Here is a 14,987-nt window from a genome sequence, read left to right as displayed (position 1 = left end):
GGCATCTCATCCGCCCCCGCTCCTCCCTAGCAACCCGGCCCAGCCGGTCGGATCGGGGGCTGATCCGAGGAACAAGTGTCGCGTTTCTAATTGGCTGGAACCGTCGCGGCTCTAACCAGCTTTGACACGTCGGCGGCCAGAATTGCAGATAATCTGCGCTCCATGTCTTAGTTCCCCGACATGAATTCTCCCTAGCCACTATACATCACTTTGCCGCGTATTTCACGAATGTCTAATAAGCAAGCATCGGAGCATTCGACCGGTAGTGCCGGCTGCCCAAGCTGAAGGACATCGACGACAAATCCGCCCATGGCAGACGTTACCTCGCAGATCGTACTGACCTTGACCACAAGGGCCAATTGCGATGTAGCCGCAGCCGACACGAATGGCCGCGGCTCCTGATCGTTTATTCGCTAGTCGGCAATCACGAAATTCACGAGTCGCCCGGGGACGACAATTTCCTTCAGCACTGTCTTCCCCATCAGCTTCGCCTCAACGTCAGGTTCCCTCGCAGCCAGCGCCACGAGTTCGCTATCGCTGATCGTCGGAGCGGCCTGAATTCTTCCCCGGAGCTTGCCGTTCACCTGAACGATAAACTCGCGGATATCATCGTCGGCGAGAATGGGGTCGTATGTCGGCCAGGGTTCATGCGACAGACTTTCCGGATGCCCCAGCATTCGCCAGAGTTCCTCGGCAATGTGAGGCGCGAAGGGTGCCAGCAGCAGAACGAAGGATTCGACTGCTGACCGTGGCTTGATGTCCAGGCCCGTCAATGCGTTTGACAGCTCCATCAGTTTAGAGATCGCTGTGTTGAAACGCATGGCCTCGATGTCGTTGCCGATAGCCTTGATCGTTTTATGAAGAACTCGTGCGATCTCTGGAGACGGCTCCGCATCCATAATTTTGCTCGACAACATCCCATCCTCTCCCATTGCGATCCGCCATACGCGATGGAGGAAGCGGCTGACCCCGGCCACGCCGGACATTTGCCACGGCTTGGCAACGTCCAACGGTCCCATGAAGAGTTCGTACAGACGCATGGCGTCGGCGCCGTATCGTTCGACCACCTCGTCAGGATTGACGACATTGAGCCTCGACTTCGACATCTTCTCGACCTGCCGCTCGACCTCGATTTCTCCGACATACCAGCGACCGTCGCGCTCGGCCGCGTCTTCGGGTCGATAGTACCTCCCAGCCGCATCCTTGTAGCTGAAGGCCAGGATCATTCCCTGATTGAACAGCTTGCGGAACGGCTCTTTGGAGGTCACGACGCCGATGTCGAACAGGACCTTGTGCCAGAAGCGCGCGTAGAGCAGATGCAGCACCGCATGCTCGGCTCCTCCCACGTACAGATCGACCGGCAGCCAGTATTTCTCCTTCTCGGGATCGATCGGCGCGGTCATGTTCCGAGGATCGGCAAAACGCAGGTAATACCAGCACGATCCCGCCCATTGCGGCATCGTGTTGGTTTCCCGCAGAGCGTCCATGCCGGACGTCGGATCAACCGTCCGAACCCAATCACCCGCCCGTGCCAGCGGCGGCTCCCCGTCGGGCGTCGGCCTATATTCGTCCAGTTCGGGAGGCAGCAGTGGCAGGGCGTCCTCTGGCAGCGGCACGACGCTGCCGTCGGCGGCATGGAGGATGGGAAAGGGTTCCCCCCAGTACCTCTGCCGCGAAAACAGCCAGTCGCGCAGTTTGTACTCGATACGCTCCACACCAAAGCCTTGCTCGGTCATCCATGAGACCGCTGCCGTTCTCGCCGTTTTCGTCTCCATTCCATCCATGAACCCGGAGTTGACCATCGAGCCTTCGCCTGGCCGCGCAGCGGGCGGCACATCGCCGGAGGGGGAGCCAGATGCCGACACGACTTCGACGATCGGCAGCCCGAACTCCTGCGCGAAATTGCCGTCGCGGTCGTCATGGGCTGGAACGGCCATGATTGCGCCGGTGCCGTAGGTCATCAGGACGTAGTCAGCGACCCATACCGGAATCCGCGAACCATTCGCCGGGTTGATCGCATAGGCTCCGGTGAATACTCCGCTTTTCCATTGGGCTTGCGACTTCTCTACTGCGCTCATTGCCGCTGCGCGGGTGCGGTAGGCGTCGACCTCTCCGCGCTGGCCGAGGGTGGCGATGGCATCGATAGCAGGGTGGTCGGGGGACAGGACGATGAATGTAGCGCCGAAGATCGTTTCCGGACGCGTGGTGTAGACTGTCACGGAACACTCTCTGTCCTCGACGGCGAAAGTCACTTCAGCGCCTTCTGATCTGCCAATCCAGTTGCGCTGCATCGCCTTGACGCCTTCCGGCCAGTCCAGCTCGTCCAGATCCGCGAGCAGGCGGTCGGCATAGGCGGTAATTTTCAGCATCCATTGACGCATCGTGCGACGTTCCACCGGGTCTCCGGTTTCCACGTAGCGACCATCCTTCACTTCCTCGTTGGCCAGCACCGTACCTTGTGCCGGGCACCAGTTGACGGCAACTTCTGCCTGGTAGGCCAAGCCGGCCTTATACATTTGCAGGAAGATCCATTGCGTCCATCGAACGAACTCGGGATCGGTGGTCGAAATCTCCCGACTCCAATCGTAGGAAAAGCCGAGACGCCGGATCTGCTTCCCGAAATTCGCGATGTTGCTCCGCGTGGTGATCGCTGGATGGACGCCCGTCCGCACCGCGTATCGCTCGGCGGGCAGCCCGTAGGCATCCCACCCCATGGGATGCAGGACATTGAAGCCCATCATACGCTTGTACCGAGCCACGACGTCGGTCGCGGTATAACCTTCCGGATGACCTACATGCAGGCCGTCGCCGGACGGATAGGGAAACATATCAAGGACATAATACTTCGGACGGCTTTGGTCGTCCTCGGTCCTGAACGTCTGGTTTTTCTCCCAGTATCGCTGCCATCGCGGCTCGATCGTCTTGGGGTCATATGGCATTGCGAATTCCCTTCTGTCTTCTCGAACGAATCCGATTTTTGACCGAAGAGGAATGGCAACAAAAAACCCGCCTCTTCGGCGGGTTGCTGCATCTTAGAAACGCGAGCGTGTACTAACCCACCATCGGAATGATGGCGAGTAGGAGCTTGGAATGGGTGCGCGCTGTGTTCATGTCTTTTTTGATGCCACGGAACCGCTTTTCTGTCCAGACGCCGGCGGCGCGGTTGGTTTGACAAATGTGCCGATGGATGACTATGCCGAGATCGTTCCTCAGGACCTCATGTCTTCTTCCCGAGCCATTCCTATATGCGCACGACATTCCAGATGTCGTCCGACTCTCATATTGGTGCTACCCCCGAGCCCCAGCTATGTGGGCGCATTGTAGAAGCCTTGGACGATTGTGATCTAGATCAATGGACTTACATCACGCTATCAGTGAGATCGTTGCTTCTCATGGATTCGCACGCAGATGTCCGATCGATACGATTTTGCAAATTTGTCTCCCATTGAGTTCGAAAGTCTGTGTCTCGACTTGGTCGCAGCGGTAACAGGTCTCAGGTTCGAGCGGTTCTCCGAGGGCGCCGATGGCGGTATCGATGGACGGCATAGTCGTGCGGATGGCGACATCATTCTTCAGGCCAAGCACTATAAGAATAGCTCGTGGACGGATCTTCAGAAGGCTGCCAGGGTCGAGAAGAAGAACCTTCTGAAGCTGAATCCCAAGACATACTTTTTTCTCACGTCCCAACCACTGACACCGGGCCGAAAAGACATCCTTGTCTCGATCCTGGACCATCAGTCGGTGACTGCGTCGAATATCTGGGGCCGCACCGAGCTAAATGGCTATCTGGCCGACTATCCAAAGGTAGAGAGGAAGAACATTAAACTTTGGCTGTCGAGCGCGGCCGTTCTCGACAGACTGCTGACGAGCGACATCGCCGTGTTCACCGAGGCGACCTACGACGAAATCGAGCGGATACTGAAGGTCTACGTTGCCAATCCCAGTCTTGGCAAATCCGCCGAGATTCTAAAGGCAAGGCACTGCTTGATTGTTTCCGGGCCGCCGGGCGTTGGCAAGACGACGCTAGCGCAAGTGCTCGCCGCCGAATACAGCGATGAAGGCTGGGAGCTTGTTTCGATCACCTCGATTGACGATGGTTTTCGGGCGTTCCGGCGCGAGAGTCAGCAGGTGTTCGTCTTTGACGATTTCCTCGGGAAAATACGGCTTGATCCGGCATCCTTGGCGCGCGACGAAAATCGGATCCTTCGCTTCATGTCAATGGTTCACCGGGATAAGGCGAAGCGGTTCATCCTCACGACACGTTCCTACATATTGCAGGCAGCTCGCGTGCTTTCCGAGTCGATCGACGACACGAAGGTTGAAATCTCCGAGATGGTGCTGGACCTCTCCAACTATACGAGGGAACTGAAAGCGCGAATCCTGTACAATCACCTCTACCATTCGGAAATCGACGAAGCTGCGATCCAGGCGCTTCTGCATGGTTCGATCGTTCGCGAGATAGTGGATCATCCCAACTACATGCCCCGCATCATCCACTGGATGACCGACGAGTTGAGACAGCGCGACGTGCCGTCGGCGGAGTACCCACAGGTTTTCCTGCAAACGCTGAGGAGCCCGGATAAGATCTGGGAAAAGCCTTTCAGGCATCATATCAGCAAGAAGGCCCAAGTCTTGTTGTTCTGCATGTATTTCGCAGAGCAGGAGCGGTTCGCAGCACCCGGTGTAAAACTCGACATTCTTCGGGCGTTCTTTGAACGAGCGATCGTCAAATTCGGAGTCCTTCCGAAGGAAGATCTTCGCACCTCAGTCTTCGAAGACACACTTCGGGAAGTGAAATCTTCGTTCGTGCTAATCAACGAAAGCCGCGCGAACTTCATTAATCCATCCGTCCAGGACTACCTGTCCCGGGAAACCGCGGACCCAACAGTTCTGTCAACGCTCGCTCCGTGTGTATCGACCATCAGCGGTGCGGTAACACTATGGAAAAAAATCGACACGGAAGCTTCCGGTGAGACGCGAGCGGTGGCGGCCAGGGCTTTGCTGGACGCAATCATCGGCGGAGAGGTGACGGGCCACCTTTTCCTGCACGACCTTGCTAGGGCTGTCGGCGAACTCATCATGGCAGCCGGCGACTTGAGTTATTGCGAACGGTTGAGAAGGGAGAGCGTCAAAAGCCTGTTCTGGATAAGCGAGGGAAGACTTCCCCTTCTTATCGATGAGCTTGACGGCGGGATCTACCACCATTTGCCTTACGCCAGGGCTTTTGGGAGATACCTGCGCATGGAGATATACAGGTTCGTGTCGTCCGACAGAGAGGAAGTGATGGATCTTCAGGATCTCGCTGATCTCGCGTCGGGGCTCGCCTCGGCCAGACTGCAGATGTCGGACCAGTTTTACAGAAACTACGAGGAGGCAGCCGAGGAGGCGATCGATGCCATCAGTCTGAGTTCCATCGCCGACCATGACGATCCAGAACAGGTGATCGAGGACTGGCTTGATGAGATTGAGAAAATTGAAAGTTTAGTACCTAAATCGATCGGCTACTGGAAAAAAGATGAGCTCGAGGATCGGATCAGCGCACTCCATCGCCTTCGGGACGAAAGGGGACGATATCAGGAACTGCAGCGTGCGCGCTTGGGCGCAGGTGCCCCTGACACACGTCAAGCTACTGATAGACCGTTTTCAAATGCGGACATCGATTCGATGTTTTCGTCGCTGAAGACATGATTATTCGGATTTTGGTCAAGCCGTGAATACGGATTCGATTGAAAGAACCCATGGGCCAGGCCTCAGCGCCGCTTGAAGGCCTCGCCGCCATCCAGAGCCTGCTTCGGACGTCGTTGTAATTATAACGGATGCGGTGAGAGAAGAGCCTCTCTGGTTTCTTCCGCCAAGTTCTGCCGAACTTACAGTGATGCCGATTCTTAAGGTTAGGAAGCCAATATTCAGCATCTGTTATATACGCTGGATCGTGGTGGGCTCTATCGTTGAGCAGTCTCAACCGATCAAGAGGTGCAGATAATGTCAATTCAGGATATACCGCTGGACAAGATCACGGCGGCCGATCTCGAGCGTTTGGTCGTCATGCAAGTGACCGAATCTCTGACGCTGGACTACAAGCGCGATAGTTACGATCCTGGTAATGACGGAAATTCCGAATATCTAAAGGATATTTCCTCCCTCGCGAATACCCTGGGCGGAGACATAGTCATCGGTTTGAAGGAGAAGGATGGGGCGGCACACGAGATTGTAGGCTTTCACGGCAATGTCGATGGTGAGTTACTTCGCCTCGAACAGGTTGCTTCTAGTGGAATTGAGCCACGGTTGGCCAATCTGAAGATTCGCTCGATCCACACGAATGCGGGACCGGTCATAATTATCCGAGTTGGCCGAAGCTACATGCCTCCGCATCGCGTTGTCGATCGAGGCCGTAACAGTTTCTGGGCGCGTGCGGGAACCACCAAGTACGAGCCGAACGTCGAGCAGCTTCGACAGCTCTTCAACAATGGTCCTCAGGTTGGGGAACGTATACGGACGTTTCATTCGGATCGACTGGTGAAAATCTCGGCTGGTGAAACTCCCGTTCCAATGAAAACTTCGGCCAAGCTTGCTATCCATGTCGTCGCGATTCCAGCGTTCACGGATGGTCGTCTGGCAGATATCTGGAGAATTCTCGAGAAGGGCACTCACTTGCCGATCCCGCCTGACGAGGTTCGCCTGACTAGGAAACCCGCCGTCACTTTCGACGGCTTCGTTAACTACACTCAGTCCGATCCGACACAGCGCAGCGCCTATGCGCAGTTTTTCCGCAACGGCGCAATCGAAGGAGTGGCTGAGCTGGGGACGGATCCGGAAGGTAATTCGTTCCTCATAGGTGCCCCATTCACCCGGCTGGTGATCGAGACCGTTCGGCAGTACGTAGCTGTTCTCGCGTCCTACGAAGCGGGGCTTCCAATTTCCATCTATCTGTCGATCTGTAATGCCCGAAAGACCATGAACCGATACGACGTGCCGGGTGGTGGGTATTCAGAGACGAGAGCAGCAGGAAGAGAAATCCTGGCTGTGCCGGAAATCCTAGTGAATGAAGCGGACCCGGACATTCCGGCCCTCATGCTTCCAGCGTTCGATATGCTCTGGAACGCGTTCGGTCGGGAGCGATGCGACGCCTATGATCCAGCGGGCAGATGGCGGGGCGAGGGTGGAGCCCCTTAAAGATTCTTACTTCTCCAACCCCTTGCGATGTTCGGTTAGTGCGCAAGCTGGCTCCGAAACTTCCATCTCTGAGTGTCATATCGGTGGGACAAGGTGGCTCAGGAGAAAAGCAGTATGTCTCTCATCTATATCGTGTTGAGACGTTCAGAAGGTGTTCGCTAGTCATTTTGTCGAGACGTGCTGAATTGCACGCACTACTGTCATGGCCGAAAACGCGACAGCCAGAACATATGCAAAGTAAATGACAAGCCACGTGATTATGATTTGGTATGCAGGCCATATCATATTCGTATTTCCGATGTAATCTGCAATGAGAAGGCTGCAATCCTGTCCGGGATTTTGCGAAATATACTCCGCAGCAGTGGCTATGTAGGTCCATCCAATAGCCATCCGGTTGTCGGTAAACGGGCAACTGAACTGAGTGGTCAAGACATAGTAAGCAACGATGCAAACGATGGTTGGTATGAGTGGCAGAAACCACTTAAAATTCTTCCAGCCTTTGGATTTTCTACCTGAAATGCTCGCCGAAAGGATAATAATTACTATAAATTCTAATACATCGGGTACCTGAGCGGCTTCGCGCCAAAGGGTGGGGGGAGGTGCAGCCATGTTGGCAATCAGGGCAATAATAACAGTTGCAGCCGCCGTAACGGCGGCCCATGTAGCGTCGAACTCACCTATGCGGTCCCTGAAATTCATTTTAGGGAACCAAGCAAATTATGGGTATGCCTTGCTGCCCCAGTATTCCAATGCTTACTTCTTGGCGCTGGACAACCTGGTTATTTAGCATTGCCGTCATCTCGTATCTACCGGGCGGCAGCGACCCCTTACTAGGGTTAGTCGGATTGTTGAACTTGATCAACGGGTCACTTCCCGCCATATGCCTTGGACTGAAGCCGATAAAATAGCCGTCGATTTCGCCGCCGTTTTTCATAGTCCTAACGTCCACAGCAACCTCGCTATATATGGCAGCCGAGATCGTTGCTTCGACGGACCTTTCCCTAATATAGTTAGATTTTAAAACTAAATCTTCTTCAACATATTTAACAAGCTCCACAGATAATTTGTCATTTGGATCGTCTGCGGCTGTCTGTAACAGTTCTTCATTGTGGTTCATTGTTAGTCGGAAATTTTCGGTCGGAGATCCGAGATTGCGGAAACTATCCTTGATAAAGTTCCACTCTAGGGAAATCACCCCTGCAGCTTTAGCCACCTCTGGCGCGTCCGCTTTCTCAAGCCGAGAAATGGCTGCGGTCGGATAGTCGAATAACATGGCATTCTTGGTGTCTTGTGCACCCGCGCTCGTTCCGAGGAGAGCACCTAGCGCAATAGCAAGGCACGTTGATCGACTCTTCATTTGGAATTCCCCCAACACCCAAAACCAATTGGAATATATTCGAAAATCCCTAAAATGAGTAGAGGGCATCAGGGCCTTTACAACCTCAGCGACTGCATGCCCAACTCGGTGTCGGGATGGCATCCAATAGCAAGATTTTTGCAGTCAAAACCAGGCGATCGCGCTGGAAGCACGCTTGAGGTCTGATAGGGCGCAGACGTGCATTGCAGGACATTGCACTTAGCCTGCGACATTCAGATCGGGCTGAACTCGACGAACTCGCACTGCATGTGATCCGACCGCTTCTTCTTCCAGTCATAGACGTATTCCCCCTGATCGACGGCAGAACAAGAAAAGCCCGGCATCAGCGTTCCGGTCGGGTTGGTGGCCGCCTTCCGAGCGACATACCGCCAGAGAAGGCCCGGATACTCCTTATCCATCTCGAACCGCGACAACTGGACGATACCGCATGGTCCCTCAGGCTGGGCAGAGGCCACCCAAGCCCCGCTGTTGCCGAAATCCGCCACCCAGACGAACTCCTGCGCATAGGGGTTCGAGCTAACCTGGCACGTCTTCATATCCTTGGCGTGGTCGGCACGGGTCATGGCGAGATAGTTTTCCTCGCTCGGATGGTCGCACATCGTGACGACCGCCTTCATGGAATCCAGCATAACCGGGCTGGTCTTCGCCTCCTCGCGGAGCCGTGCCATGCCGTCCCTAAAAGCCGCGGGATCCTTGGCAATGTCCGGATAACGCTTCAGGACCTCATCGATATCAAGCTCACCGCTTCCGACCGAGAACAGAGCCGTGAACATGCCGCACTGTTTGGGATCCTTGAACTGGCTCAGGACATTCGGATAGCCAGCACGTGCGTCGACCAGCTTTCTTTCGAGGTCTCCCGGCTTTGCCTTCTTCCGCACCGCTGTCTGGATGAACTCGCACCGCAGCCGCTGGGTCTGCTGCAAGGTGCAGGTATAGGTCAGCGAGGAGTCCTCCTGCTGATTATATAGCAGCCCGGTGGTCGGATAGTCGATGGCGGCAGCGTTGGACGCAATGAGGCCGAACAGGCACGCAAGCAATGATCTCATGGGAACTCCTCCGGGCGAATGATTGCAGTGGCCCGGTCAGAATTCAAGATCGTCACGCGCAGCAGCTCTGGCTCGAAGAAGGCCCGCAACTGTCGACTGGCGCTTATATCTTCAGGCGCGTACCTCTCGCGGAGAAACTGCCAGACCAAGCCTCTCAGGCGCGATCCTATGCGGATTTACCAAAACCGTTGGTAAGCCCGCGAAGGTTTGCACCTGCGACTCGATCGTAAGTTAAATTACGCAGAAAAAACAGTTACTTGCAGGCTACTGGAATTTGCGTGTTCTGAGATGTGGTTCTGCACCGTGTTAGGATTGAACCTAGCGTAGCGCCAGCCATAGCATCACTTCAGCAGGCAATAAAAAGCCCGCTTACGCGGGCCTTGGTGCTGCTCTCTTTCGAATTCTTTTTCTTCTCTTCGGAAGAGTTAAGAAGACGTCGTCGATATCTCGTCGGCGGAAGAATCTGCTGACACTGCTGCCGCATTTGTCGTAGATTGGCTCGATGCCTGCCACGCGAAACGCCTCCAAAATCACGTTCGTATGGGTGTCATATTGTAGCGCGATTTCGAAAACCGCGACGTATTCGCGCTTGAAATTGTCCAGCGAGGCGCGGGTGACGACCAACTGTTTTCTTCGATTGACCGGGTTTGCGACTTCAATGGTATCCAGCAATCCCAATTTCATCAGGTACGGCACAGTCGTCGCTTTCACGCTAAGATATTCGGCGGCGTCTCGCTGTTTGAGCACCTTTGAACCTTCCACATCACCGATGGTCTGAGCAGGCTGCAAGAAATATTCGAACGTCTCGAGCCGATCGAAACGAAGATTGTCGATGCGACGATCTTGATGCGGTGCAATGGTGACCTTTCTCAACCCACCATTGATTACTGTCCTGAGGATTTCGCTTGTGTCCCGGACGGTCACCCTGCAGACCGTGGCCAGGCTGAGCGTATCGTCGCCAGATTCCTGAACTGTCACATGTTGGAAAACATTTTGCTGAAGCTCCCGTACGTCAACTCGTCGAATCCGTGAATAGACACGGCTATCCGTTCGGCCTTCAACACGAGGAATGAGGCCGGAATTGAGCAATTGAACCAATACAAATTCCGTAACGCCCAGTTCGGCACGCGCCTCCTGGCTGGTAAGTGTCAGGGTAGCCGCCAGCAGAATGGGTTGAGCTTTCTCGGCATCGAAGAAGATCCGGCCGCGCGCTATTGTTGCATCCTCAATGAGATTAGCCTCCTTCAGGAGTTCAATCACGCGCTTGTGGTAAAGGCCGTATTCCGCTTCCGCGGTGATGACGGAATGAAGACGTCTCCGACGCACAGGCACGAAACACACCTCTCCCGGACCGTAGGGCTGATTGCACTCGGCAATGTCCTGAAATAATTCGACGAGCTCCGTAAACTCTTTCCTGGCTGCATTGCTACGAAGCCATCGCCCCAACGTCCCAAAGAGGAACTTCTCCGTTCCGTTTGGCCGTTTCTTCAAGACGACGGAGGCGACGGCGTCGCGGATCGCCTGCTCGCCCTTGCGCGCTAGATGAAATCCGATCTCGCGAGGGGAGGCGCCACGGATTTCATCAGGAACGAATGGGCCACCTAGTGCGTGGGTTTTAAAAAACCTTCCTAGATGATCACAGAGATCGATCGCGACGAACGCTTCGAAACGGTCAAGGTAAGGTTCCGCAGAGACACCCCGGATACGGGTTGCGATGTAGTCGTCCATCTCCGTTGAAATGTCGCCACAGGGTTCGGACGCCTGGGCACGGATACGATCCAGGTTCGAAGCGACGAACTGACAGAAGTCGTTTTCCTGTCGCCCGGCAAAGGGGAATTCGACGATTGGACGGCGATGATCCGAGCAGGTCAAAACCGCACGGCACATCCATGCAGGCCGGACATATGGCCGGGATACCTGGCGGCCGTTGTCGGCATCGACGTCCTCCACGACGCATAGCGGGCAGTATCGGAACCGGCTGCCCCGGCGACTTTCCTTGCCGAACGTGGCTTCGCCGATCCGCCAAGTCCCCTGGCGCGAAAGCGTCCTGGACGCATATTTCGCCAGAAGTACGGGATCCACGCCCGACCACTTCGCGAGTTTGGCGATGCACTCCTCGTTGCCTGCCGACAAACCCGGCAGGCGGATGGAGGTCATTTCGAGGAACCGGCGGAACGAAGCGAAGCCGTTTGCGGAGCTCAGACGGTTCGCGCGGCTCACGGGCGTCTCTTCCTCATGCATTTTGATTACGACGGGAAGCGTCATCTCAGTCCTCCGAACCGACACCCAAGTCGAGGTCGCGAAAATTCGGGGCCATGAAGACGTTTTCCGAGAGAGTGCATCCCTTGGTCATTTCGTACTCCCTGGCAAAGTCCTTTTTCTTGAGAAGTGTTCGTCCGCGTTCGAGCGTGCCGAAGCTGACCTGCTGGACTCTTTCGATCATGGTGCCCCAGGCGCCGTTCGTCGACATGCAAAGGCGCTCGTAAAACTCCGGCGTTTGCACATCAGGGTCGAGGCTCATGCCGCAGCCCTCGACCGAAATCTTTGCGATCAGCTCGCGGATGCGGTCGTTGTTCGCGGGCGCCTTGAGAGGATAGAAACTGAGGACTTCCGAGCGGCGATCGATCTGGTCCTCGACCTGGATCTTCCTGATGCGCGGCACACCGGAAAGAACCATGTGCAGGGGCCATTCCTCATCGTCCAGCATCTCTTTGAGGAGATCCTGGATCGCTTCGAAGGCCTTGGCGGTTTGCGAACGAACGGTATGCTGAAGTTCGTCAAGGTGGAGAAGCCAGATGCCCCGCTGCTTGAACTGGTTCTTCATCTCATCGGTCATGGCTTTCTCCTTCCCGTCGTGCGGCATGCCCATCGCCTTGAGAACGTGCGAGACGAGGTCGATCGTCGCGGCTTTCTTCGGAAGCTTGAGGCTGAGGTATTGCGGCGCTGTTTCGCCATACACGTTGGCAACGGGCTGAAGGTCCGGGTTGGCCGCGAGCGCTCGACGGATGGAAGTCGACTTGCCCGTTCCGGCCTTGCCGATGACAAACAATCCCCGGCGGGGTGACCCGGCGCCTTCCTCAATGTCCTTTTTATTTTGGACCATTGCCGCGAGGTGCTCGTCTAGCTGCGCGTCTCTCCCATTCTCGATGTACATACTGCGCACAGAAACGCGGAGCGCGCGAAGCTTGGCACTGTCTGCAATGAGATTGGTCATAGATCGTCATCCCAGTTGGTCGGTTCGAAATAGGAAGCCTGGACCGGCATCGGCGCCGGCTCGGGCCTTGGCAGGCGAGGGGCGCCAACGACGCCGCGCAAAGGATCTGGAGGAGGAAGTACGGGCATGTCGTGCATCGGCGTGCCCGTGGGCGCCGCCGCCACGAAGTTGCGAAAGAGCTTGTTGCGCATCTTCTCAAGCTTGGCCGGAGACGGCGTCACGGGATCGAGACCGGCGCGGAGAGTGGCGGCGATGCCGTTGGCGCGGTTCTTCAGAATGAAGTCGCGCTGGATCAGGTAGCTTTTCTCGGTCTCCTCGCGGTTTTCTGCGAGGTATTCCTTGCGCGACTGGAGCCACTCGTCCTCGGTCATGTCCTCCGGCAGGTCGATCTTGTTCTCGACTTCGACCCAGCCGCCGTCCGCTCCCTGAACGACGATGCTGTTCAGGTAACCGTAGTCGCAGACGATGTTGAGGTCTTTCTGGCCGACCTCCATGTGCTCCTCGACCAGCCAGGTGTTCGAATACGGAATCCCAAGCTTGACGATGCCGTAGCGAGTAATTCGCGCGGTCTCGCGCGTACCGAAAGCGCGAATAATGTCCATCCGGTGAGGAGGACGGAACCACTCGAATTGTTCGACCGCGTCCAACCAGGCATTGTGCGGGCTGGCGGCCCCCAGCGCGCCGTGCGCCTGGTTGTGGTAGTAGTCGCAAGCGCCGGCAATCATGATCTCGGCGAACTCGCTGCATGCCAGAGACGCGTGGAGCTTGGGATCGTAGTCGCCTTTCTCGTTGATGCTCCGAAAAGTTCTACCGCTGAAGAAGTGGGTGAAGAGCGGTCCGATGACATGGAAGAGAGCTTCGATGTGCGGACGTCCCTTCGGTTTCCCGGTGTCCGGACGGGTAGCATTGATGCCCAGGCCCTGCGTTGCGAGAACGACCTCCTTGTCGATGAAGGCCGATCCGTGGTCCCAGTAGATTGTTTTCGGGAAGACGCGACCGGTCCAGTCCGTCTTCGCACCGGCCGTCTTGGAGATGTTGGTCTTGTCGGACATGATCATGCGCAAGGCGTCGAGGCACGCCTGCGCGTTCGGGTTCTTCGCGACCTTAATCGCGACAATGTATCTGGTGGCGACGTCAACGGCGACGCAGATCCAGAGCCTGATCTTTTTCAGGATCTTTTTCTGCTCCTCGGTGCAACCTTCGAGCATGCCGGCCGACGCCCAGATGGTCATCAGGTCGGTCTTCCACTCGTCGATCTCGATGCGCTCCCCAGGAAGGAGGGTTCCATAGATTCGCAAGTTGGGTGCGAAGTGCTTGCGAGCGGCATCCTCACCGTCGCGTGCAGCCATGACTAGGAACGCGGGTAAGGAGTCAATCACTTCGAAGAACTTCGTCTTCTTAAACAGATGAAGTTCAACGCGGTTCTCGGCGGCCCGGTGTTCGTTTTCGAGCGAAACCGCCGCCTGGTACCATCTGTACACCTCGAACTTGTCGGGCTTGTTTTCCGACATGAAGTTTCGAGCTTCCGCGACCATGAAGCTCAAACTTTCGGCGAATTGCTCGATGGTTCTCGAGCCAGGGCCTTTATAGCGCGGCAGAATTGCCAGGATGTTGCGGTCGTAGGCCTTCCATTCCGGATAAAGACGATTGAATGTCGACGCACTCGGGGCAAGCAGGGCGCGCTGATCTGAGCGCACTCGTCCAATGATCCTCGCCCAGGCCGGTACAATCCAGTGCTCGCCGAAGGTGTCGCTTGTTCGCGGGATCTTCCCGTCGCGCAGACATTGCTTTTCGTAGATCTCGAAGAGCGCCACTCGGAGGAGGGCGACGTCCTGCACGCTCTTGGAAAAGTCCTTGAGCTGCTTTCCGCCGTGAACGATGGTCAGATACTCGACCTTCGCCATCGCTCCGCCACGCTCGATACGAGCTTCGTCGGCCTCGAGGCGCTCATGAAGCTCCTTGAACGAGATCTCCAGCTTACGGTTGGCCTGCCTCGCATGGACGAGTTCGAAGCCATGGCGGATGCGTGTACAGGCGTAGGGCTCCTTATGGAGCCAGAGACGGTCTTCCGGCGACAGGCGGGTGATGGGGTATTTCGGGATTCGCGCGGGCTGAAGGTAATAGTCCAAACTGATCCTCCGAACAAAAAGGTCGATGGCGTCGGCCCAATGGGCCG

Annotated in this window: 9 protein-coding genes; 2 read left to right on the top strand and 7 right to left on the bottom strand. The window is 56.1% G+C overall.

The genetic code is table 11. The features are described from left to right. Positions 1-413: 413 nt before the first annotated feature. Positions 414-2,939, bottom strand: coding sequence for a leucine--tRNA ligase (gene leuS / locus HJB82_RS23810; RefSeq protein ID WP_221141736.1), 2,526 nt, complete (start codon positions 2,937-2,939; stop codon positions 414-416). Between the two features lie 469 nt (positions 2,940-3,408). Here leuS and HJB82_RS23805 point away from each other — a divergent pair, with 469 nt between their 5' ends. Continuing rightward, a complete protein-coding gene (locus tag HJB82_RS23805; RefSeq protein ID WP_221141735.1) occupies positions 3,409-5,688 on the top strand; it encodes an ATP-binding protein in 2,280 nt (759 codons plus the stop codon). 294 nt (positions 5,689-5,982) lie between these two features. Further along, entirely contained in the window at positions 5,983-7,173 is a 1,191-nt protein-coding gene (locus HJB82_RS23800) for a helix-turn-helix domain-containing protein (RefSeq protein ID WP_221141734.1), read from the top strand. Positions 7,174-7,335: 162 nt separating this feature from the next. Here HJB82_RS23800 and HJB82_RS23795 read toward each other — a convergent pair whose 3' ends face one another. The 6 genes from HJB82_RS23795 to HJB82_RS23770 form a co-directional block, all read right to left on the bottom strand. Then, positions 7,336-7,872 (bottom strand): hypothetical protein, encoded by a 537-nt coding sequence (locus HJB82_RS23795; protein WP_221141732.1) that lies wholly within the window; start codon positions 7,870-7,872, stop codon positions 7,336-7,338. A 1-nt stretch (position 7,873) separates the two neighbouring features. Continuing rightward, positions 7,874-8,530, bottom strand: coding sequence for a hypothetical protein (locus tag HJB82_RS23790; RefSeq protein ID WP_221141730.1), 657 nt, complete (start codon positions 8,528-8,530; stop codon positions 7,874-7,876). Positions 8,531-8,763: 233 nt separating this feature from the next. Then, complete coding sequence (locus tag HJB82_RS31740) at positions 8,764-9,597, bottom strand: hypothetical protein (protein ID WP_259673998.1); 834 nt, start codon at positions 9,595-9,597, stop codon at positions 8,764-8,766. A gap of 369 nt (positions 9,598-9,966) precedes the next feature. Then, a complete protein-coding gene (locus tag HJB82_RS23780; RefSeq protein WP_221141728.1) occupies positions 9,967-11,862 on the bottom strand; it encodes a TniQ family protein in 1,896 nt (631 codons plus the stop codon). Between the two features lies 1 nt (position 11,863). Next, positions 11,864-12,811: an ATP-binding protein gene (locus HJB82_RS23775; protein WP_221141726.1), complete on the bottom strand. Its 948-nt coding sequence runs from the start codon at positions 12,809-12,811 to the stop codon at positions 11,864-11,866. Continuing rightward, complete coding sequence (locus HJB82_RS23770) at positions 12,808-14,940, bottom strand: DDE-type integrase/transposase/recombinase (RefSeq protein WP_221141724.1); 2,133 nt, start codon at positions 14,938-14,940, stop codon at positions 12,808-12,810. Before HJB82_RS23770 ends, HJB82_RS23775 begins: the two co-directional genes overlap by 4 nt. Between the last annotated feature and the right edge of the window lie 47 nt (positions 14,941-14,987).

This window comes from Rhizobium sp. NZLR10 (genome assembly GCF_019685125.1).
In the GTDB taxonomy this organism is placed as follows: Bacteria; Pseudomonadota; Alphaproteobacteria; order Rhizobiales; family Rhizobiaceae; genus Rhizobium.
The sequence above is the reverse complement of the archived record's forward strand: the minus strand, read 5'-3'. Positions and strand labels throughout refer to the sequence as shown.

What these genes read in the sequence shown, in the direction of transcription:
- leuS (WP_221141736.1), bottom strand. Translation starts at nt 2,939, where the DNA reads ATGCCATATGACCCCAAGACGATCGAGCCGCGATGGCAGCGATACTGG.
- HJB82_RS23805 (WP_221141735.1), top strand. Translation starts at nt 3,409, where the DNA reads ATGTCCGATCGATACGATTTTGCAAATTTGTCTCCCATTGAGTTCGAA.
- HJB82_RS23800 (WP_221141734.1), top strand. Translation starts at nt 5,983, where the DNA reads ATGTCAATTCAGGATATACCGCTGGACAAGATCACGGCGGCCGATCTC.
- HJB82_RS23795 (WP_221141732.1), bottom strand. Translation starts at nt 7,872, where the DNA reads ATGAATTTCAGGGACCGCATAGGTGAGTTCGACGCTACATGGGCCGCC.
- HJB82_RS23790 (WP_221141730.1), bottom strand. Translation starts at nt 8,530, where the DNA reads ATGAAGAGTCGATCAACGTGCCTTGCTATTGCGCTAGGTGCTCTCCTC.
- HJB82_RS31740 (WP_259673998.1), bottom strand. Translation starts at nt 9,597, where the DNA reads ATGAGATCATTGCTTGCGTGCCTGTTCGGCCTCATTGCGTCCAACGCT.
- HJB82_RS23780 (WP_221141728.1), bottom strand. Translation starts at nt 11,862, where the DNA reads ATGACGCTTCCCGTCGTAATCAAAATGCATGAGGAAGAGACGCCCGTG.
- HJB82_RS23775 (WP_221141726.1), bottom strand. Translation starts at nt 12,811, where the DNA reads ATGACCAATCTCATTGCAGACAGTGCCAAGCTTCGCGCGCTCCGCGTT.